Genomic DNA, 18,490 nt, shown 5'->3' on the forward strand with positions numbered 1-18,490 from the left:
GGAATGACGGTGCCGGGGGTAAGCTTGGCGGATGCGCATTCAAGACATCCGTGACCGCCTGCGCGCCCACGGTGCCAACACCAGGCACGAGCACCGCGTCCTGCGCCTGTGGGCCAATGCCATGCCGCAGGACAGCGGCAGCCGCCGGCCCGAGACCTTCATGCCGCATGGCTTGCTGGAGGCCTTGCCCGCGCTCACGCAGGAACTGGCCGGCCTGGCCCGCCTGCGCTCGCGCCACCCCTCGGCCGACGGCTCCGAGCGCCTGCTGGTCGATCTGGCCGACGGCCAGACGGTCGAGAGCGTGCTGCTGCCGCGCGGCGGCCTGTGCGTCTCGTCCCAGGTGGGTTGCGCCGTCGGCTGCGTGTTCTGCATGACCGGCCGCGAGGGCTTGCTGCGCCAGGTCGGCAGCGCCGAGATCGTCGCCCAGGTGGTGCTGGCGCGCAGCCTGCGGCCGGTGAACAAGGTGGTCTTCATGGGCATGGGCGAGCCGGCCCACAACATCGACAACGTGCTGGAGGCCATCGAGCTGCTGGGCACGGCCGGCAACATCGGCCACAAGAGCCTGGTGTTTTCCACGGTGGGTGATGCGCGCGTGTTCGAGCGGCTGCCGCAAGGGCCGGTCAAGCCGGCGCTGGCCCTGTCGTTGCACACGACGCGGGCCGATCTGCGCGCGCAATTGCTGCCGCGCGCCCCGCGCATCGCTCCGGATGAACTGGTGGAGGAGGGTGAGCGCTATGCCCGCGCTACCGGCTACCCCATCCAGTACCAATGGACCCTGTTGGACGGCGTCAACGACACCGAAGAGGAGGTCGAGGGCATCGTCCGCCTGCTGACCGGCAAGTACGCGGTGATGAACATGATTCCCTACAACACGGTGGACGGTCTGCCGTTCCGGCGGCCGGCCATGGAGCGGGCCGCCGACATCGCGCGGCGTCTGAGCGGCCGCGGTGTGCTGACCAAACTGCGCCAGTCGGCCGGCCAGGACGTGGAGGGCGGCTGTGGCCAGCTGCGCGCCCGTGAGCGCGCAGGGCAGGCCCAGTCCGTGCGCTTTATTTGACCGGGGTCTCGGTCTGGCGGATCAGGCCGCCGCCTTCCACGCTGCCCTGCGCCGTGCCGGCGCCCTGGATGCGCGCCATGCAGTCGGCCCGGTCGGCCACGGGCTGCGCATCGCAGCGGGCCGTGGCGTTGCCGGCCAGGTTGGCCTTGTCGGTGGCCAGGCCGCCGCGCTGCGATTCCTGCAAGGCGGCACCGGCCTCCTGCAGGCAGGTCGCGCGGTCCTGGTGCGACTGGCCGCTCATGCAGCGGGAGCGCTCCTGGTTGTAGCGTTGCTGGGCCTGGCTCAGGCCTTCGTTGCCGGCCGCCCAGCTGGCCGCGGTGACGGCCAGCATGCTGGCGCACAGCGCGATGCTCTGGTATTTCTTCATGGGGTCTCCTGGGGAACTGATGACGCAGAGCTTGCACCGCCATCGGGCCGTGCCATGTGCGCTGGCAGCGCCAAGCTCTGTAGGCGCTGGCGCTGGCGCTGGCGGCAAAAAAAGAGGCGCCGTAGCGCCTCTTGCAAGTGCAAGCCTGTCCTAGTGCTCGCTGACCAGGCTGTCCGAAGCGCTGGACACATCCGACTGGTTGGACTGGTTGGATGCGCTGGACGCATTGGCGCGGTTGTTCTCGCTGCGCGCCTGGCCGCCCTTGCGGCCAGCGGCCCGGGCCTCTTCCGAGGTGAACTCGTGGGCCGTGCCCTTTTCGTGGGCGGCGCGGCCGCCCTGGCTGGCGATCTCGCGCTGGCGTTGCGGGTCCATCGAGGCGAAGCCCCGGTTGGAGTTGCCAGGTTTCCTGTTTTGTTGGGTCAGTGCCATCTGTGTTTCTCCTGAAGAATTGGGTGTGGAAAAAGCATGGCCTGCCGGCCATGTCCCATTGCACGCGCGCCGTACCGACGCTGCCGTCAGTCTGTCGGGGGCAGCTGTGTAGGACAGGGCCTTGCGCGGTTACATCCGCGCGCAAAGCGAGTGGGCGTCAGGCGGGCAGGACGCCGGCCAGCAGGCGTTGCAGCAGCGCCGCGGCCGGGCCCGGCGCCGCGCCGCCGCCCTCGCGCAGGCTGGCCAGCAGGCGCTGCAGTTGCGCCGCCGAGGGTGCCATGGGCCCGTAGAACAGCGGCTGCTCGCCGTGGGCGACCAGCAGGGTGGGAAAGGTTTCGACGTCGACCTCACCCAGGGCCTGGGCCTCATCCTCGACGTCGACCCAGGCGAAGCGCCACTGCGGATGGGCCGCGGCGACGTCATCGAAGGCGGCACGCCAGTCGCGGCAGACGCCGCACCAGGCGGCGCACAGGCAGATCACGCGCCAGGGCGCGGTGCTGTCGTCAGGGCGGTGCATGGTCCCAGTTTAGCAAGGAAAAAGGCCACTAACCCCCGGCAAATCGACCTGGGAAGCTATCAAATTGATAGCTGCTGACTCAGGAGTAGGTCAGCCAGCCTTCGCAGCCCGGGTGGTCCAGGTGCGGCACGGCGTTGTAACTGACCAGCATGTGGCGCTTGGGCGTGAAGGCGAACTCGGTGACCGAGCTGTTGCGGATGCGCAGGTTCAGCTCGATGGTGGTCTCGGCGCTGGTGCCCAGCACCTGGCCCACGGCGGTGGAGATCGGCCCGCCGCTGCTGACGATCAGCACGTTCTGGCCGTGGTGCTTGGCCCGCACGTGGTCCAGCGCGCCGGCCACGCCGGCGGAAAAATCGCTGTAGCTGGGCATGCCGCGCGGGCTGACCACGCCGGCCATCCACTGCGTCAGGCCGTCGCGCAGCAGGCGAAAGTGGTGCCTGTACATCTCCGGCGAGCTGGGCTTTTCCAGCTTGTGCGGATGGACGGTGGCGATCAGCGCCTCGCTGTCGTATTCGTTCAGGCCGTCCCAGGACAGGTGCTCGCCCGTTATGTTCATTCCCTGCAGGATGCCCGCCAGGGTCTGCTTGTGGCGGCGCAGCGTGCCGGCGATCAGGCCGTCGAAGGCGATGCCCTTGTTGGCGAAGTACTCGCCCAGGCGCACGCTCTGCTTGTGGCCCAGCTCGCTGAGGTTGTCATAGTCTTCGGCGCCGAACGAGGCCTGGCCGTGGCGCACGAGGTAGAGGGTTCCCATGCGGTGATTCTGGCGAATCCGCCGGGGCTGTGTCGTCCCATGCGCGACTGGGAGTCGCGCAGTTGACCGGGTGTCAGCCGCCCGCCAGCACCTTGGCGAAGACCTCGCTGTCGACGTTGCCGCCGGTCAGGGCGATGCCCACGCTTTGGCCGCGCAGGCGTTCGCGCTGCTGCCAGGCGGCGGCCAGGGCGGCGGCGCCTGCGCCTTCGGCCACGTTGTGGGTGTCGGCGAACAGCCAGCGCATGGCGGCCGCCACCTCGGTATCGGTGACGGCGACGATGTCCTCTGCGTGGCGCAGCACCACGTCCAGCGCCTCCCGGTCGGCAATGCGGCAGGCCATGCCGTCGGCCAGCTGCGTCGTGACCGGCGCCTCGACGACCTGGCCGCTGCGAAAGGACTCGAGGTAGGTCCTGGCATGGGCCGAGACCACGCCGATCAATTTCGAGCGGGCGCCGGTGTGGGCCCGCGCTGCCGCGGCGGCGCAAAAACCCGAGCCTTGACCGATGGGCACGAAGACCACCTCGGGCTCGTCGCCCTTGGCGAAGCTTTCGAAGAACTCCACCCAGTAGCTCATCACGCCCAGGATCAGATCGCGGTGGAAGGACGGCACCATGTGCAGGCCGCGCTGCTGCGCCAGCGCTCCTGCATGCTCGCGTGCTTCCTGGAAGTCGCTGCCATGCTCCAGCAGGGTCACGCCCAGTGCCCGCATGGCGGCGTTCTTCTCCAGCGAGTTGCCGTGGGGCACGACGATGGTGGCGGCCATGCCGTGGCGGCGCGCCGCCAGGCCGACCGACTGGCCGTGGTTGCCGCGGGTGGCGCTGATGACGCCGGTGAGGCCGGGCTGTGCGCGCGCCAGCGCCTCGAAGTAGGTCAGGCCGCCGCGCACCTTGAAGGCGCCGGCCGGCGTGTGGTTCTCGTGCTTGACCCACACCGTCATGCCCAGGCGCTCGCGCAGCAGGGGCCAGGCGTACTGGGGCGTGGGCGGCACGGCGGCATGCACGGTCTGCATCGCCGCGGCGACCTCTTCGCGGGAGAACTGCATGCTTACTTCTTTTCCATGAAGGCGATGCGCAGGGCCAGCAGAGCCAGCACGCTGCCCATCACGTAGCGTTGCGCCTGCAGCCAGCGGCGGCTGCGCGAGAGCCAGGCGGTGATGCCGGCAGCGCCGAGGACCAGCAGGGCGTTGACCGCGCCGCTGATGCCGATCTGCACCACGCCCAATTGCAGGCTTTGCAGCAGCACCGAGCCGCGCTCCGGATGCAGGAACTGCGGGAAGAAGGACAGGTAGAACATCGCCACCTTGGGATTGAGCACATTGGTGATGAAACCCATGCGAAACAGCGTGGCCGGCGGGTCGACCGGCAGGGAGCGGGCCTCGAAGGGCGCGGCGCCGCCGGGGCGCACGGCCTGCCAGGCCAGCCACAGCAGGTAGGCGGCTCCGGCCAGCTTGATGGCGTCGAAGGCCAGGGGCACGGCCATCAGCAGGGCCGTCAGGCCCAGCGCCGCGGCCAGCAGATGGACGACGAATCCCAGCAGCACGCCGGCCAGCGAGACCATGCCGGCGGCCCGGCCCTGGACCAGGGTGCGCGAGACGCAGTAAATCATGTTGGGGCCGGGGGTGAGCACCAGCAGCAGGGCGGCCAGGGCGAACCAGGCCAGGTCGGTCAGGGCCAGCATCACAGTCCTTTCGATTCAAGCAGCACGCGGCCGCGCGGTGTGTGGAAGACGGCGACCAGGTTGGGCGCTCCGGCGTTGACCGCAACGTCCTGCAGGCCGATCGCGGCGCAGGCCGCTTGCAGGTCGGCCGGGCGCGGGTGGCTGGCGTGCAGCGCTTCCAGCTCCAGGCCCGAGGGCGGCAGCTTGCCAGCCGGGTGCGGGCTGTCCCACTGGATCAGCGTGGGCAGCGCGCCGTAGAACAGGCGCTGGCCGTCGTCGCGCACGCTGATCTGCCAGCGCAGCAGGCCATCGGGCGAGGGCCGCTGCGCCTGCAGCAGCGGGCCGCGGTCAATGCCCAGGGCCGACAGCGCGCGCACGCTGGCCGCAGCGGCGCCGGTGGCGGCGACGAAGTGCACCAGCCGCGGTTCGCTGCGCACCGCCTCGCGCAGCGCGCCGTCGTCCAGGTCGAACCAGCGGCGCCGGCCGGGATCGGCCGCGGCGGGATTGATGGCGATGATTTCCAGATAGGCGCCCGGATAGCGCGTGCCTTCCAGCCGCAACAGCCGGTTGTGCGTGCCCATCAGTGGATGCTCGCCGCCGGCCGCCGGCGTCACGCCCAGCGTGGCCTCGCACCAGGCCACGCCCTGGTCCAGGCTGTCGGCCGCGATGACCAGGTGGTCGAGGCTGGCGTTGGGTGTCACAGGGTCACCGTGCCACTGATGCAGGTGCTGGAATTGCCGCCCACCCAGACCTGCTTGTCGCTGTCGCGTTCGACGTGGACACGGCCGGCACGGCCCAGGCAAACGCCTTGCGCCGCCACATAGCGCGCCGGCATGCGGCCTTCCTCAATCAGCCACTGCGCCAGGCTGGCGTTGAGGCTGCCGGTGACCGGGTCTTCCAGGATGCCGACCGGGGCGGCGAAGCCGCGCACTTGCAGTTGGGCTTCTGGTGTGTCCTGTTGGATGCCGGCGACGCCGACCTTGTAGCCCAGGTTCTTCAGCTCGATGTGCTTGGGCTGCAGGGCCAGAACGGTCTGCGGGCTGTCCAGCAACAGGCCCAGCCAGACCGTGCCGTTGTCCAGCATCTGCGCCGCCACGATCTGCTGCGCCGTCAGGCCCAGGGCGCCGGCCACCTGCGCCAGCAGCGCAGGGCTGGGCGCGCTGCGTTGCAGCGGCGGCGCGGCAAAGGCCAGACGCGAAGCCTCGCGCCGGATCTGCACCAGGCCGGCCTTGCATTCCTGCACGATCTGGTTGCCGCTGGCCGGCTGGCCGCCGGCTTCCAGCCAGGCATGGCAGCTGCCCAGGGTGGGGTGGCCGGCAAAGGCCAGCTCGCCGCCGGGCGTGAAGATGCGCACGCGGTAGTCGGCGCCCTTTTGCGTGGGCGGCAGCAGGAAGGTGGTTTCCGACAGATTGGTCCAGTGGGCGAAGTGCTGCATCTCTTCGTCCGACAGGCCACTGCCGTCCATCACCACCGCCAGCGGATTGCCCAGGTAGGGAACGGGCGTGAAGACGTCGATCTGCTTGAAGGGGCGCTGCTGCATTGGCTTCTCTAGGACAGGGGAATATCGAGGACGCCGCGGGCGGCGGGCAAGGCGGTGATGCTCTGGTACCAGCGCTGCACGTTGGGGTAGGGCGCGTGCTCCATCGGCAGGCCCCACCAGCGGTGCATCTCGCAGGCCATGGGAATGTCGGCCATGGTCAGCTGCTCGCCAGCGAGGAAGGCGCGCTGGCCCAGTTTCTCGTCCAGTTGCGACAGCAGCGCCGTGGTCAGGGCGACCGAGTGTGCGATGGCGGGGGCGCTGCGCCGCTCCGGCGGCGTGCGAATCAGTTGGATGAAGGCTTCGCGTCCGGCATTGTTGAAGCTGGTCTGCTGCCAGTCCATCCAGCGCTCGGCGTCGAAGCGCGCTGTCAGCTCCGTGGGATAGAGAGAGCCGCTGGCGTGTTTGGCGCACAGGTAGCGCACGATGACGTTCGACTCCCACAGGGCGAAGCCCTGGTCCTCGACCAGCGGCACCATGGCGTTGGGGTTCTTCGCCAGGAAGGCCGGGGTGTTGACGATGCCGAAGGCGCCGCCGGCGTCCAGGCGCTCGAAGGGGATCTCCAGCAGCTGCGCGGCCAGCACGACCTTGCGCACGTTGATGGAGGAGATGCGGCCCCAGATGGTCAGCATGTTCAGCGTCCCAGTTGCTCGCGGATCGCGGCGGCGAGCGCGGCGATGCCGGTGTCGATCTGCTCCACGCTGGCGGTAACGAAGGACAGGCGCAGGCTGCGCGCGTCGGCCTCGCCGGCATAAAAGGGCGCGCCGGGCACGAAGGCCACGCCCTTGTCCACCGCCTTGGGCAGCAGGGCTATGGCGCTGGCGCCGGCCGGCAGGCGGGCCCAGAGGAACATGCCGCCGTCTGGCGTGTTCCATTCCACGCCCAGGCCCGCCATCTCGCGCTGCAAGGCGGCCAGCATGGCGTCGCGCTGGGCCTTGTACAGCGCGCGGATGGTCGGCACGTGGCGGTCCAGGAAACCGTCCTTCATCACCTCGGCCACCATGCGCTGGTTGAAGCCCGGGCTGTGCAGGTCGGCCGCCTGCTTGGCCTGCAGCAGCTTGGGGTACAGGGCAGGCGGCGCCACCAGGAAGCCCAGGCGCAGGCCGGGCGCCAGCACCTTGGAGAACGAGCCCAGGTAGAGGCAGCCTTCGGGGTTGCGCGCTGTCATCGGCAGCGGCGGCGGCTGGTCGAACCAGAGGTCGCCGTAGGGGTTGTCCTCGACGATGGGCAGGCCCAGTTCGGCGGCGCGCAGCGACAGGGCGGCGCGGCGTTCTTCGCCCAGGGTGCGGCCGGTGGGATTCTGGAAGTTGGGCAGCAGGTAGAGAAAGCGCGCGCCATCGGCCTTGCTTGCAAGGTCTGCCAGATCGATGCCGCCGGCATCGCTGGCGACGCCCAGCACCTTGGGCTCCATGGGCGCGAAAGCCTGCAGCGCGCCCAGGTAGGTCGGCGTCTCCACCAGCAAACGCGAGCCGGTGTCGATCAGCACCTTGGCCACCAGGTCCAGGCCCTGCTGCGAGCCGGTGGTGATCAGCACCTGGTCCGGATCGACCTGCCAGGGCAGCATGGCCGCCACCATCTCGCGCAGCGGGCCGTAGCCTTCGCTGGCCGCGTACTGCAGCGCGCCAGGGCCGTCGTCGCGCAGCACCTTGGCACAGGCCGCTTCGAACTCGGCGATCGGGAAGGTCTTGGCCGAGGGCAGGCCGCCGGCGAAGCTGATGATGCCGGGCCGCTCCGTGACCTTGAGGATCTCGCGGATGACCGAGGGGTTCATCTTCTCGGCGCGCTGGGCCAGCACCCAGTGCTTTTGCGGGAGGTCGTTCGGTTTCATGCGGGTCTCTCTTTCGGTTCAGGTTGCTTGGGCGGCGCGTACCGGCATTTTCTTGCCAATGAACACGGTGGCGATGACGGCCAGCGCAAATCCCAGGGTGATGCCGTCCAGAGTCTCGCCCAGCAGGGGGACGGCGAACAGCATGCTCAGGAAGGGCTGGATGAGCTGGACCTGGCTGACGCGCACCGTGCCGCCCAGGGCCAGGCCGCGGTACCAGGCGAAAAAGCCCAGCCACATGGAAAACACCGCCACATAGGCAAAGGCCCACCAGGCCGAGGCCGGCAAGCCGGTCTGCGGCCGCGCCAGCAGGGCGCCCGGCAGGGTCAGCGGCAGGCTGATCACCAGGGCCCAGCAGATCACATGGTCGGCGCGCATGGCCTGGGCCAGGCGCGCGCCGTAGCCGTAGCCCACGGCTGCGCAGGCCACGGCGGCCAGCAGCAGGCCGTCGGCCGGGTGCAGGCCCAGGCCAGCGCTGCCCGAGTGCAGCAGGGCGTAGACGGCCACCAACACGCTGCCCAGGACGGCGCAGGCCCAGAAGCCCGCCGAGGGTCGCTGGCGCGCCAGCCAGGCGCCGACGGCGGCGGTGGCCAGGGGCAGCACGCCGATGATGACGGCGGCATGCACAGCTTCCACGTAGCGCATGGCGACCGAGGTGAAGAGCGGAAAGCCGAACACCACACCGCCGGCGGTGGCCGCCAGCGGCAGCCAGTCTGCCCGGCGCGGCAAGGGTGCGCGGGTGGCAAGCAGGAAGGCCGCCGACAGCAGGCCCGCCACCACGGCGCGGCCGAAGGCGATGAACAGGCCCGACATCTGCGGTGCCTGAGCAGTGCCGACAGCCAGGCGTGTCATCGGCAGCGTCAGAGCGAAGATGGCGACGCCCAACAGTCCAAGCCAGAGGCCGCGGATTTCTTCGGCTTTCATACGGTGAGCATCCAGGCGGCGGTGAGTGCCAGCACCAGGGCCAGCGCACGGTTGAACCAGGCCAGGCGCTGGCCCTGGACCAGCCACTGGCGCAGCAGCGAGCCGGCCAGGGCGTAGGCGAAGTTGCTGGTGAAGGCGAAGCACACGATCAGCACGCAGATGATGGCCAGGCGCTGCAGCGGATTGGCGGCGGGCTGGCCGCCGGCATTGACCACCCAGCCGGCGGTCAGCGTCAGCGCCATCATCCAGGCCTTGATGTTGAGGAACTGCATGGCCACGCCCTGGCCGAAGCTGATGTTCAGGCGCGAGGCGTCAACCTCGCCCAGCTGGCGCGCGCCCGCGAGCTTCCAGGCCAGCCACAGCATATAGGCCACGCCGGCGAACTTGACGGCCCAGCGCAGCGCCGGCACGCCGGTCACGGCCGCGCCCAGGCCCAGGCCACAGGCCAGCATCAGCAGGGTCCAGCCGGTGGGGACGGCGATGCAAAAGCGCAGCGTGCGCTTGAGGCCATGGTTGGCCGCCATCGCCGTGGACAGCGTGGTGTTGGGGCCGGGCGAGAAGCTCATGGCGGTGCAGAACACCAGCAGGGCGGTGATTTCGGCGGCGCTCATGGGGTGTTTTCTTGCCAGGGCATGCGCTTCAATGTAATCTAGACACCAATACACGACCAGTACAGTTTGGCGGCGCAGTTTGTCGTCTGTGCTGGTGGATCGCCCAGTACACAAGGATTGTCGCCAATGTTGATGAAAGCCTCGTCGCAGTCGCTGACCGAGCAGCTCGCGCAGCGCTTTGCCGAGCGCATCCGCAGCCGCCTGCTGGCGCCCGGCGCGCGTCTGCCCTCGGTGCGCCAATGCGCCCAGCAGCAGGGCGTGAGCCCGTCCACCGTGGTGGCCGCCTACGACCAGCTGCTGGCCCAGGGCCTGGTCGAGGCCCGCAGGAACCGCGGCTTCTTTGTGCGGGAAATGGCTGCAGTCCCCGCGAAATATGGCGAGGATGCGAGCGAAGGCGCGGCGGAGGCGGCCAGTGCGCGGCCTGCCGGGGCGGTCCGTAACGTGCCCATCGACGCGACGGCGCTGATCCGCGGCATGTTCCATGCGGCCGGCAACAAGCCGCAGTCCAGCGCCGGGGTCTTCCCATCCGACTGGCTGGACGCGAGCTTCATGCCGGCGGCCGTGCGCAAGGTCACCAGCACCCGCGCGCTGCAGGAGTTTTCGCTGCAATACGGCGAGCCGCTGGGCGACGCCAGCCTGCGCCGGGCGCTGTCCAAGAAGCTGGCCACCTTGAACGTGCACGCCAGTCCCGACAACATCATCACCACCGTCGGCGCCACCCATGCGCTGGACATCGCCAGCCGCACCCTGCTGCGCGCCGGCGACCACGTGATGGTGGAGGAGCCGGGCTGGGCCGTGGAGTTCGCCCGCCTGACGCACATGGGCATGCGCTTGCTGCCGGTGCCGCGCCGCGCCGACGGGCCCGACCTGGAGGTGATGGCGCGCTACTGCGAGGTCCACAAGCCCAAGCTCTATGTCAGCGTCAGCGTGCTGCACAACCCGACGGGCTACTGCCTGACACCGGGCAGCGCCCACCGTGTGCTGCAGCTGGCCAACCAGCACGACTTCCACATTGTCGAGGACGACACCTACAGCCACATCGCGCCCGAGCACGCCACCCGTCTGTGTGCGCTCGACGGTCTGCAGCGCACCATCCACGTCAGTGGCTTCGCCAAGATCCTGGCGCCCAACTGGCGGGTCGGCTTCCTGGCCGCCCACCCCGCGCTGATCGAGCGCCTGCTGGACACCAAGCTGCTGGGCACGCTGACCACGCCGGCCCTGCTGGAGCGGGCCGTGGCCCTGTGCATGGAGCAGGGCCAGCTGCGACGGCATTGCGACCGCATCCGCACCCGGCTTGATGCGGCGCGCAGCCGCAGCGTCAAGCTGGCCCAGCAGGCCGGCTGCAGCTTTGCCGCCGAGCCGGCCGGCCTGTTCGGCTGGGTCGACACCGGCGTGGACACCGACGCCCTGTCGCAGCGCATGCTCGATGAAGGCTACCTGCTGGCGCCGGGCGCGCTGTTTTTCGCCCAGCGCAAGCCCAGCACCCTGATGCGCATCAATTTCGCGACGACCCAGGACGCGGCCTTCTGGAAGGTCTTCAGCCGGGTGCGCTCGGCACTCTAGCCTGTCGATACGGCGGGCCGCCATTCGTCGTGGCTGTGACGGCAGCCATTTCCAGGAGCAAGACCATGCGATTCATCATCACGGCACAGGCAGGCACGGGCGAAGAAAAATCGGACGGCGAAGCGGGCTTCGACGAGAAGATTTTTAGCGCCTACATGCGGTTCAACGAAGAAATGCACCAGGCCGGCGTGCTGATCGCATCCGAGGGTTTGAACCCTGCCGCACGGGGTGCCCGCATCGCCATCTCCCAGGGCAAGCGGCACGTCGTTGACGGTCCCTTTTCCGAGTCCAAGGAACTGGTCGGCGGTTTCTACATCATCGACGTGCCCTCATTGGAGGAGGCCATCCAGTGGGCGCTGCGCGTCCCCACCGGCTCGGGCATCGATGACGTGCTGGAAGTGCGCCAGCTGACGGGCGCCGGGGACATTCCACCCGAGGCTCTTGCCCTCATCCGGTCTGCTGCACCCACCTGGAGTGCATCGGTGTGGCAGGGCAAAGAGCAGACCTAGAGCATCGAGTCCGGTGCGATGACCCGCAGCAGGTTGGCGAGCAGCTTGAGTTTGGTGTCGGCGCCGGGCTCGCCGGTCTCGTCCTTGAAGGCTGCGCCGGGCGGGGCGCGCCAGGCCAGGGCGCCGTCCTTGGCCATCTCCAGCCGGTAGGCGGAGCGGGTGAAGCCGATCTCGACCAGGCGGGCGGCTTCGTCGGCCACGCGGCGGCTGCGGATCAGCAGCGCCACCTCGCTGTTTTGCAGCTGGGAACGCAGGTCCAGGTTCATCGAGCCGATGACGGACAGGCGGCGGTCCAGGATGACGGCCTTGGAATGCAGGCTGGCGCGCGATGCGCCGCTCTTGGAGCCGCCGACACCGCTGCCGAAGGAGCCGGCCGAGCCGCCGCCACCGCCGCCGGAGCCCGCCAGGCCACCGGCGCTGGCCGGATCGGAGCGCATCTCGTACAGCTCCACGCCCATGGCCAGCAGGTCCTTGCGGTAGCGCGCATAGCCGGCGTGGGCGGCGGGCGCATCGTTCGACGCCAGTGAGTTGGTCAGCACGCGGATGCGAACGCCGCGCCCGCGCATCTCGCGGAAGATGGCCATCATGTCCTTGCCGGGCACGAAATAGGGCGAGATGACCAGCACCTCTTCGCGTGCCTGCTGCATCAGGGCCAGCAGGCCGTCGACCAGGGTGTCGCCGGCATTGGTCTCGTCGTCATCCGGGCCGACCTTGCCGGGCTTGTCCGCCATCAGCACCGAGGGCGCCCAGACCAGGGGCACGGCCTTCAGATCCATGGGCGTGCGCTCCGCCTTGGCGACCGCCGTGGCCGTCATGTTCGGCAGAACGCTGGCCGTGGCGCTGAGCGTCGGGGCGCGCGGCGTGCTGGCCTGGAACGCCGGCATGCCGCCTTCGTTCGGCCCCTGTGGCGCAGGCTTGGCGTCGCCGTCCTTGCGCAGGCGTTCCAGGTCCTCCTTGGACACCAGGGTCTCGACCGGATAGGCCAGCTTGTCGGCCCAGTAGCGGTCGAAGCTGGCCGACATGTCGCGCACGATGCGCCCGGCCGCCAGCACGTCGAGGTCGACGAAGTTGCTGGTCTGGCTGTCGCCGAAGTAGGCGTCGCCCAGGTTGCGGCCGCCGGCGATGCCCCAGGCGTTGTCGGCCAGGAACAGCTTGTTGTGCATGCGCTTTTGCATGGCGCTGGCGTCGTGCAGCGAGCCCAACGCCCGGGTCAGCAGGGAGCCACGCGAGCCGGGCAGGGGGTTGAACAGCCGCATTTCGATGTTCTTCTCGAAACTCAGGCGCAGCACCTGGGCGTCGGCGCCGGCGGTGTTGAAGTCGTCCAGCAGGATGCGCACCCGCACGCCGCGCCGGGCGGCGTCGCGCAGGCCTTGCAGCAGCAGCTCGGTGCTGGCGTCGGCGTGGATGGCGTAGTACTGCAGGTCCAGGCTGCGCTGCGCGCCCTGGATCAGGGCCAGCCGGCTGGTGAAGGCGCTGTCCACCGTGGCCAGCAGATGAAAGCCCGAATCCGCGCGGGCAGTGGCCTGGGTCCGGCGCGCCAGGGCCAGCTGGCCCAGCGGCGTGCTGTCGGGTGCATCGAAGGTGGTGGAGCTGGTGCGGGAGACGTTGGCGGGCAGGCTGGCGCAGCCCGCGGCCCAGGTGGTCAGAAGGGTCATGGCGGCGGCACGCCAGAACCGGCCCCAAGGGCGGGGCGATCCTGACGTCGCAATGGCGGAGGTGGAGGTGGAGGTGGGCAGCATGGCTGGCCCACTGTATGGCAGGGCGCTGGCCGGCGGGGCCGGCCAAAGTCAGCCGTTGCCGCCAGTCGCTGAGAGCAAAGCGCCTACGTGCGACGCTCTATGTCTTGCCCAGGACTTCCCAGCGCTCCATCGCTGCCAGCAACTCGTCGTCGATCTGCGCGCTGCGTGCCGCCAGCTGGGCTGCGCGCTCGGCATCGCTGGCATACAGGCTGCCGTCAGCCAGTTCGGACTGGATTTCGCGCTGCTCTTTTTCCAGCGCCTCGATCAGGCCGGGCAAGGCCTCGAGTTCGCGCTGTTCCTTGTAGCTCAGCTTCTTTTTTGATAGCGCTGGAGCGTTATTTGACGAGGGGGTGGGGTTGGTTTGGCTCTGAGCCGGGGTCTTGGCCGGGGTTTTGGCTGCAGCGGCTGTCAGTTCGCGGCTGCGCTTGGACTGGATCAGCCAGTCCTGCACGCCACCCTCGTATTCACGCCATTTGCCATCGCCCTCGAAGGCCAGGGTGCTGGTGACCACGTTGTCCAGGAAGGCGCGGTCGTGGCTGACCAGGAAGACCGTGCCGTCGTAGTTCTGCAGCAGATCTTCCAGCAGTTCCAGGGTGTCGATGTCCAGGTCGTTGGTGGGTTCGTCCAGCACCAGCACATTGGCCGGCCGCGCGAACAGGCGCGCCAGCAGCAGGCGGTTGCGCTCACCGCCGGACAGCGAGCGCACGGGCGAGGTGGCGCGCGCCGGCGAGAACAGGAAGTCGCCCAGGTAGCTCTTGACGTGCTTGCGTTGGTTGCCGATCTCGATCCATTCGCTGCCGGGGCTGATGAAGTCTTCCAGCGTGGCGTCCAGGTCCAGCGCGTTGCGCATCTGGTCGAAATAGGCCACCTGCAGGTTGGCGCCCTGGCGGATCTTGCCGGCGTCCGGCGTGATCTCGCCCAGGATCAGTTTGAGCAGGGTGGTCTTGCCGGCGCCGTTAGGGCCGATCAGGCCGACCTTGTCGCCGCGCAGGATGGTGCCGGTGAAATTGCGCACGATGAGCTTGTCGCCGAAGGACTTGTCGACCTCGGTGAGCTCGGCGACGATCTTGCCGCTGCTCTGGCCCGTGGCCACGTCCAGCTTGACGCTGCCCAGCGCTTCGCGCCGCGCGGAGCGCTGGGCGCGCAGCACATCGAGCCGTTCGATGCGGGCGACGGCGCGGGTGCGGCGCGCTTCCACACCCTTGCGGATCCAGATCTCTTCCTGTGCCAGCAGCTTGTCTGCCTTGGCGGAGATCACCGCCTCCTGCGCCAGCTGTTCTTCCTTCATCACCTGGTAGCGGGTGAAGTTGGCGCCGGGGTAGGAGCGCAGCTGGCCGCGGTCGAGTTCGACGATGCGGGTGGCGACGCGGTCCAGGAAGGAGCGGTCGTGGGTGATGGTGACCACGCTGCCCTTGAAGTCGATCAGCAGGCTTTCCAGCCATTCGATGGAGTCCAGGTCCAGGTGGTTGGTGGGCTCGTCCAGCAGCAGCACGTCGGGCTGGCTGACCAGGGCCTGGGCCAGGGCCACGCGCTTTTTCGTTCCGCCCGAGAGCGTACCGATCACGGCCTCGCCGTCCAGGTGCAGGCGGTGCAGGGTCTCGGTCACGCGCTGCTCCCAGTTCCAGCCGTCCTTGGCCTCGATCAGGCCTTGCAGCTTGTCCAGGTCGCCCTGGCCGTGGGTGTACTCGTCGATCCAGGCGATGACGTCGGCGACGCCGGCGCTGGCGGCCTGGAAGACCGTGTGGGCGGGGTCCAGCACGGGCTCTTGCGCCACATAGGCGATGCGAACGCCCGTCTGCATCTGCAGCGTGCCGTCGTCCGGCTTTTCCATGCCGGCCAGGATTTTGAGGAAGGAGGACTTGCCCGCGCCATTGCGCCCGATCAGGCCGATGCGTTCGGCGGTCTCGAGGGAAAAGTCGGTGTGGTCGAGGAGGGCGACATGGCCGAAGGCCAGTTGCGCGTTGAGGAGTGTGATCAATGCCATGAAGCAGGGGATTATCCGGGTCGCCGCCGCACCACAGTCCTCTATCTGCCTTTGGATGGGCTGGCTATAGTGGTCCGGCACGACAACAACACTCCAGGAGGCGGGTTTGGAACTGCAGATCAACGGCCGCGCGGTCCAGGCCGAGGCTGATCCCGGCATGCCCCTGCTCTGGGTGTTGCGCGACGTGCTGAACATGACGGGAACCAAGTTCGGCTGCGGCGTCGCCGCCTGCGGCGCCTGCACCGTGCGGGTCGACGGCCAGGCCGTGCGCTCCTGTGTCACCCCGGTCTCGGCGGTCGTGGGCAAGCGCATTGCCACCATTGAAGGCCTGGGCGCGCCCGGCAAGCCCCACCCCTTGCAGGCGGCCTGGATCGCCGAGCAGGTGCCCCAGTGCGGCTACTGCCAGAGCGGCATGCTCATGGCCGCCGCCGCGCTGCTGGAGAAAAAGCCCAAGCCCAGCGATGCCGACATCGACGAGGCCATGACCAATATCTGCCGCTGCGGCACCTACCAGCGGGTGCGCTTGGCGATCAAGCGGGCGGCGGGGGTGAAAACATGAGCCGCTGGGCCGTCCCAAGGCGAATCCACCGCAGCGCGCCGCGCGGAGGTGTCCAATGAGGCGGCGCGCCTGGCTGCTCAGCGCCGCCGGGGCGGCCGGTGCCCTGGTGGTGGGCTGGGGCGTGCTGCCGCAGCGCTCGCGCCTGGGCAGCAACCGGCTGATGCTGCCCACCGAGGGCGACATCGCGCTCAATGGCTGGATCAAGGTGACGGCCGATGGCGCCATTGTGCTGGCCATGCCGCGCAGCGAGATGGGACAGGGCGTGCACACGGCCCTGCCCATGCTGGCGGCGGAGGAGCTGGATGTGCCGCTGCGCGCGGTGCGTATCGAACAGGCCGGCGCCGACGCCATCTACGGCAATGTCGCCATGCTCGTGGCCAGCCTGCCCTTCCACCCGCTGGATGAGGACAACGAGGACGGTTTCGGCCGGGTCAAGACCGGCAAGTGGGTGGTAGGCAAGATCGCCCGCGAATTGGGCATCAACGCCACCGGGGGCTCGTCCAGCGTGGCCGACGCCTGGGAGGTGGTGCGCGCAGCCGCCGCCACGGCGCGGGCCTCGCTGCTGGGCGCCGCCTCCTTGCACTGGCGGCTGCCGGTCGACGAGCTGTCGGTGCGTGAGGGCGTGGTCTCCCATCCCTCGGGAAAATCGGCCGGTTACGGTGAACTGGCGAAGTTTGCGGCGGCCACGCCGCCCGGCACGGTCCGGCTCAAGGACCGCAAGGACTGGAAGCTGATAGGCCGCTCCGTGCCCAGGCTGGACGTGCCGGCCAAGGTGAATGGGGCGGCCCGGTTCGGCCTGGACGTGCGGCTGCCGGGCATGAAGTACGCCGTGGTGCGCCTGTGTCCCATGCTGGGGGGATCGCCGGGCCACATCGACGCCAACGCGGCCCTGGCCATGCCCGGCGCAGAGCGACTGGTACTTTTGCCTGCGTATGCTGGGTCCACCGCCGGCTTTGCCGTCATCGGCAAGGGCTATTGGCAGGCCAGGCAGGCGGCCCAGGCGGTCCTGGTGGAGTGGCGCCAGCGACCCCGGGGTGGGCTGGACACGGCGCAGATCGACGCTGCGCTGGAAAACGCCGTCAGAGGCCAGGACGGGTTTGTCTTTTTCGAGCGGGGTGACGTCGCCGCGGCCCAAAAGCAGTCTGGCCCTGTCCTGGAGGCCTGGTACCGCGCTCCTTATCTGGCGCACGCCACGCTGGAGCCCATGAACTGCACGGCGCAGGTGCGTGACGGCAAGGTGGAAGTCTGGGTGCCCACCCAGGTGCCGCAGATGGCGCGGGCGATCGCCGCGCAGGTGGCCGGTGTGCCCCTGGCCGACGTGACCGTTCATGTGACCCTGCTGGGAGGGGGCTTTGGCCGCAGACTGGAAGTGGACTATGTCGCCCAGGCTGTGCGCGTGGCCATGGACAGTGCCGGCGCGCCGGTGCAACTGGTCTGGCCGCGCGAGGAGGACACGGGGCACGATTTTTACCGGCCCATGCATGTGGCGAGGCTGCGTGCCAGCCTGGATGCCCAGGGCCAGCTTGCCGCGCTGTCGATCAAGTCGGCCGGCGATGCCATCACCCCGCGCTGGATTGAGCGCGGCCTTCCCGCGCTTGCCGGGCCGGTGGACACCCCCGACAAGACGACGGCCGAGGGCCTGTTCGACCTGCCCTATGGCATCGCGAACCAGCATATGGAGCATGTCGCCACCCGCATGGGCGTGCCGGTGGGCTTCTGGCGCTCGGTCGGACACTCGCACAACGCCTTCTTCTCGGAAAGCTTCATGGATGAGCTGGCGACCCAGGCCGGGCAGGACCAGGTGGAATTTCGGCGCAAGCACCTGCAGCGTGCGCCCCGCTACCTGGCCGTGCTCGACATGGCGGCAGACAAAGCTGGCTGGCGCAGCGCGCCTGCGCCGGGGCGTGCGCGCGGCATCGCCTTGCATGAGTCGTTCGGCTCCATCGTCGTCCAGGTGGCTGAGGTGTCCTTGCAGGATGGCAAGCCCCGTGTGCACCGCGTGGTATGCGCCATCGACTGCGGCACCGTGGTCAATCCGAACATCGTGGCGCAGCAGATGGAGAGCTCGGTCATCTTCGCCCTCACGGCAGCGCTTCATGGCCGTATCGATATCCAGCAGGGCGTCGTCCAGCAGCAGAACTTCCCCTCTTATCCAATGGTGCGGCTGGCGCAGGCCCCCACTGTAGAAACATGGATCGTCGCCAGCCAGCGCGCGCCGGGAGGCGTCGGCGAGCCCGGTGTGCCGCCCTTGGCGCCAGCTGTGGGCAATGCCTTGTTTCTGTTGACTGGCAAGCGGCACCGGGCGCTGCCCTTTGCGTAGCGGCGCGGCTCGGCAAAGAGTTGGAGGCGGCTTGCAGGCCGCCAAAATACCGTGCTATATTCGACGGCTCTGCTGAACGCGGCGACCGGAAGTTTCGGAAGCGAAGTGAGGCGGAGAAAAGAGCCAAGAAAGTTGACCAGGG

General features: G+C 69.0%; 19 protein-coding genes. 5 read left to right on the forward strand and 14 right to left on the reverse strand.

Translation table 11 applies throughout. The annotated features are described in order from the left end of the window. Positions 1-31 precede the first annotated feature (31 nt). The gene (locus tag Q0632_RS14160) at positions 32-1,057 is read left to right on the forward strand and encodes an RNA methyltransferase (RefSeq protein ID WP_298931148.1); all 1,026 of its coding nucleotides are present in this window, start codon (positions 32-34) and stop codon (positions 1,055-1,057) included. On the opposite strand, the gene Q0632_RS14165 is transcribed toward Q0632_RS14160, so the two are convergent. The 12 genes from Q0632_RS14165 to Q0632_RS14220 form a co-directional block, all read right to left on the reverse strand. Next, a complete protein-coding gene (locus Q0632_RS14165; RefSeq protein WP_298931151.1) occupies positions 1,050-1,424 on the reverse strand; it encodes a hypothetical protein in 375 nt (124 codons plus the stop codon). The two genes, Q0632_RS14160 and Q0632_RS14165, sit on opposite strands and share 8 nt — an antisense overlap. A 150-nt stretch (positions 1,425-1,574) precedes the next feature. Then, on the reverse strand, positions 1,575-1,853 hold the full coding sequence (locus Q0632_RS14170) for a KGG domain-containing protein (protein WP_298931154.1): 279 nt from the start codon (positions 1,851-1,853) through the stop codon (positions 1,575-1,577). A gap of 157 nt (positions 1,854-2,010) precedes the next feature. Then, complete coding sequence (locus Q0632_RS14175) at positions 2,011-2,370, reverse strand: co-chaperone YbbN (protein WP_298931160.1); 360 nt, start codon at positions 2,368-2,370, stop codon at positions 2,011-2,013. A gap of 79 nt (positions 2,371-2,449) precedes the next feature. Beyond that, a complete protein-coding gene (locus tag Q0632_RS14180) occupies positions 2,450-3,121 on the reverse strand; it encodes a histidine phosphatase family protein (protein ID WP_298931163.1) in 672 nt (223 codons plus the stop codon). Between the two features lie 73 nt (positions 3,122-3,194). Then, positions 3,195-4,163, reverse strand: coding sequence for a threonine dehydratase (locus Q0632_RS14185; RefSeq protein ID WP_298931166.1), 969 nt, complete (start codon positions 4,161-4,163; stop codon positions 3,195-3,197). A gap of 2 nt (positions 4,164-4,165) precedes the next feature. Then, on the reverse strand, positions 4,166-4,798 hold the full coding sequence (locus Q0632_RS14190; RefSeq protein WP_298931169.1) for a LysE family translocator: 633 nt from the start codon (positions 4,796-4,798) through the stop codon (positions 4,166-4,168). Beyond that, positions 4,798-5,478 (reverse strand): VOC family protein, encoded by a 681-nt coding sequence (locus Q0632_RS14195; protein ID WP_298931173.1) that lies wholly within the window; start codon positions 5,476-5,478, stop codon positions 4,798-4,800. Before Q0632_RS14195 ends, Q0632_RS14190 begins: the two co-directional genes overlap by 1 nt. After that, positions 5,475-6,317, reverse strand: coding sequence for a PhzF family phenazine biosynthesis protein (locus tag Q0632_RS14200; protein WP_298931176.1), 843 nt, complete (start codon positions 6,315-6,317; stop codon positions 5,475-5,477). The genes Q0632_RS14195 and Q0632_RS14200 overlap by 4 nt, the downstream gene beginning before the upstream one ends. 8 nt (positions 6,318-6,325) lie before the next feature. Continuing rightward, positions 6,326-6,946, reverse strand: coding sequence for a glutathione S-transferase family protein (locus Q0632_RS14205; protein ID WP_298931179.1), 621 nt, complete (start codon positions 6,944-6,946; stop codon positions 6,326-6,328). Positions 6,947-6,948: 2 nt separating this feature from the next. Further along, the gene (locus Q0632_RS14210) at positions 6,949-8,142 is read right to left on the reverse strand and encodes a PLP-dependent aminotransferase family protein (protein WP_298931182.1); all 1,194 of its coding nucleotides are present in this window, start codon (positions 8,140-8,142) and stop codon (positions 6,949-6,951) included. An 18-nt stretch (positions 8,143-8,160) separates the two neighbouring features. Then, complete coding sequence (locus Q0632_RS14215) at positions 8,161-9,063, reverse strand: DMT family transporter (protein WP_298931185.1); 903 nt, start codon at positions 9,061-9,063, stop codon at positions 8,161-8,163. Next, positions 9,060-9,674 (reverse strand): LysE family translocator, encoded by a 615-nt coding sequence (locus Q0632_RS14220; protein WP_298931188.1) that lies wholly within the window; start codon positions 9,672-9,674, stop codon positions 9,060-9,062. The genes Q0632_RS14215 and Q0632_RS14220 overlap by 4 nt, the downstream gene beginning before the upstream one ends. Before the next feature lie 126 nt (positions 9,675-9,800). On the opposite strand from Q0632_RS14220, the gene Q0632_RS14225 reads away from it, so the two are divergent. After that, entirely contained in the window at positions 9,801-11,237 is a 1,437-nt protein-coding gene (locus tag Q0632_RS14225; RefSeq protein WP_298931191.1) for a PLP-dependent aminotransferase family protein, read from the forward strand. A 65-nt stretch (positions 11,238-11,302) separates the two neighbouring features. Beyond that, positions 11,303-11,746 (forward strand): YciI family protein, encoded by a 444-nt coding sequence (locus Q0632_RS14230; RefSeq protein ID WP_298931194.1) that lies wholly within the window; start codon positions 11,303-11,305, stop codon positions 11,744-11,746. Here Q0632_RS14230 and Q0632_RS14235 read toward each other — a convergent pair. Both Q0632_RS14235 and Q0632_RS14240 read right to left on the reverse strand, forming a co-directional pair. Next, entirely contained in the window at positions 11,743-13,401 is a 1,659-nt protein-coding gene (locus Q0632_RS14235) for a phospholipase D family protein (protein ID WP_298931196.1), read from the reverse strand. The two genes, Q0632_RS14230 and Q0632_RS14235, sit on opposite strands and share 4 nt — an antisense overlap. Positions 13,402-13,582: 181 nt before the next feature. Beyond that, entirely contained in the window at positions 13,583-15,469 is a 1,887-nt protein-coding gene (locus Q0632_RS14240; protein WP_298931198.1) for an ATP-binding cassette domain-containing protein, read from the reverse strand. Positions 15,470-15,575: 106 nt separating this feature from the next. On the opposite strand from Q0632_RS14240, the gene Q0632_RS14245 reads away from it, so the two are divergent. Next, positions 15,576-16,028, forward strand: coding sequence for a (2Fe-2S)-binding protein (locus Q0632_RS14245; protein WP_298931200.1), 453 nt, complete (start codon positions 15,576-15,578; stop codon positions 16,026-16,028). 55 nt (positions 16,029-16,083) lie between these two features. Next, positions 16,084-18,348: a molybdopterin cofactor-binding domain-containing protein gene (locus Q0632_RS14250; RefSeq protein WP_298931202.1), complete on the forward strand. Its 2,265-nt coding sequence runs from the start codon at positions 16,084-16,086 to the stop codon at positions 18,346-18,348. Positions 18,349-18,490: the final 142 nt, after the last annotated feature.

The organism is uncultured Ramlibacter sp., from assembly GCF_936925435.1.
In the GTDB taxonomy this organism is placed as follows: domain Bacteria; phylum Pseudomonadota; class Gammaproteobacteria; order Burkholderiales; family Burkholderiaceae_C; genus Ramlibacter.

What these genes read in the sequence shown, in the direction of transcription:
- Q0632_RS14160 (WP_298931148.1), top strand. Translation starts at nt 32, where the DNA reads ATGCGCATTCAAGACATCCGTGACCGCCTGCGCGCCCACGGTGCCAAC.
- Q0632_RS14165 (WP_298931151.1), bottom strand. Translation starts at nt 1,424, where the DNA reads ATGAAGAAATACCAGAGCATCGCGCTGTGCGCCAGCATGCTGGCCGTC.
- Q0632_RS14170 (WP_298931154.1), bottom strand. Translation starts at nt 1,853, where the DNA reads ATGGCACTGACCCAACAAAACAGGAAACCTGGCAACTCCAACCGGGGC.
- Q0632_RS14175 (WP_298931160.1), bottom strand. Translation starts at nt 2,370, where the DNA reads ATGCACCGCCCTGACGACAGCACCGCGCCCTGGCGCGTGATCTGCCTG.
- Q0632_RS14180 (WP_298931163.1), bottom strand. Translation starts at nt 3,121, where the DNA reads ATGGGAACCCTCTACCTCGTGCGCCACGGCCAGGCCTCGTTCGGCGCC.
- Q0632_RS14185 (WP_298931166.1), bottom strand. Translation starts at nt 4,163, where the DNA reads ATGCAGTTCTCCCGCGAAGAGGTCGCCGCGGCGATGCAGACCGTGCAT.
- Q0632_RS14190 (WP_298931169.1), bottom strand. Translation starts at nt 4,798, where the DNA reads ATGCTGGCCCTGACCGACCTGGCCTGGTTCGCCCTGGCCGCCCTGCTG.
- Q0632_RS14200 (WP_298931176.1), bottom strand. Translation starts at nt 6,317, where the DNA reads ATGCAGCAGCGCCCCTTCAAGCAGATCGACGTCTTCACGCCCGTTCCC.
- Q0632_RS14205 (WP_298931179.1), bottom strand. Translation starts at nt 6,946, where the DNA reads ATGCTGACCATCTGGGGCCGCATCTCCTCCATCAACGTGCGCAAGGTC.
- Q0632_RS14210 (WP_298931182.1), bottom strand. Translation starts at nt 8,142, where the DNA reads ATGAAACCGAACGACCTCCCGCAAAAGCACTGGGTGCTGGCCCAGCGC.
- Q0632_RS14215 (WP_298931185.1), bottom strand. Translation starts at nt 9,063, where the DNA reads ATGAAAGCCGAAGAAATCCGCGGCCTCTGGCTTGGACTGTTGGGCGTC.
- Q0632_RS14220 (WP_298931188.1), bottom strand. Translation starts at nt 9,674, where the DNA reads ATGAGCGCCGCCGAAATCACCGCCCTGCTGGTGTTCTGCACCGCCATG.
- Q0632_RS14225 (WP_298931191.1), top strand. Translation starts at nt 9,801, where the DNA reads ATGTTGATGAAAGCCTCGTCGCAGTCGCTGACCGAGCAGCTCGCGCAG.
- Q0632_RS14230 (WP_298931194.1), top strand. Translation starts at nt 11,303, where the DNA reads ATGCGATTCATCATCACGGCACAGGCAGGCACGGGCGAAGAAAAATCG.
- Q0632_RS14235 (WP_298931196.1), bottom strand. Translation starts at nt 13,401, where the DNA reads ATGACCCTTCTGACCACCTGGGCCGCGGGCTGCGCCAGCCTGCCCGCC.
- Q0632_RS14240 (WP_298931198.1), bottom strand. Translation starts at nt 15,469, where the DNA reads ATGGCATTGATCACACTCCTCAACGCGCAACTGGCCTTCGGCCATGTC.
- Q0632_RS14250 (WP_298931202.1), top strand. Translation starts at nt 16,084, where the DNA reads ATGAGGCGGCGCGCCTGGCTGCTCAGCGCCGCCGGGGCGGCCGGTGCC.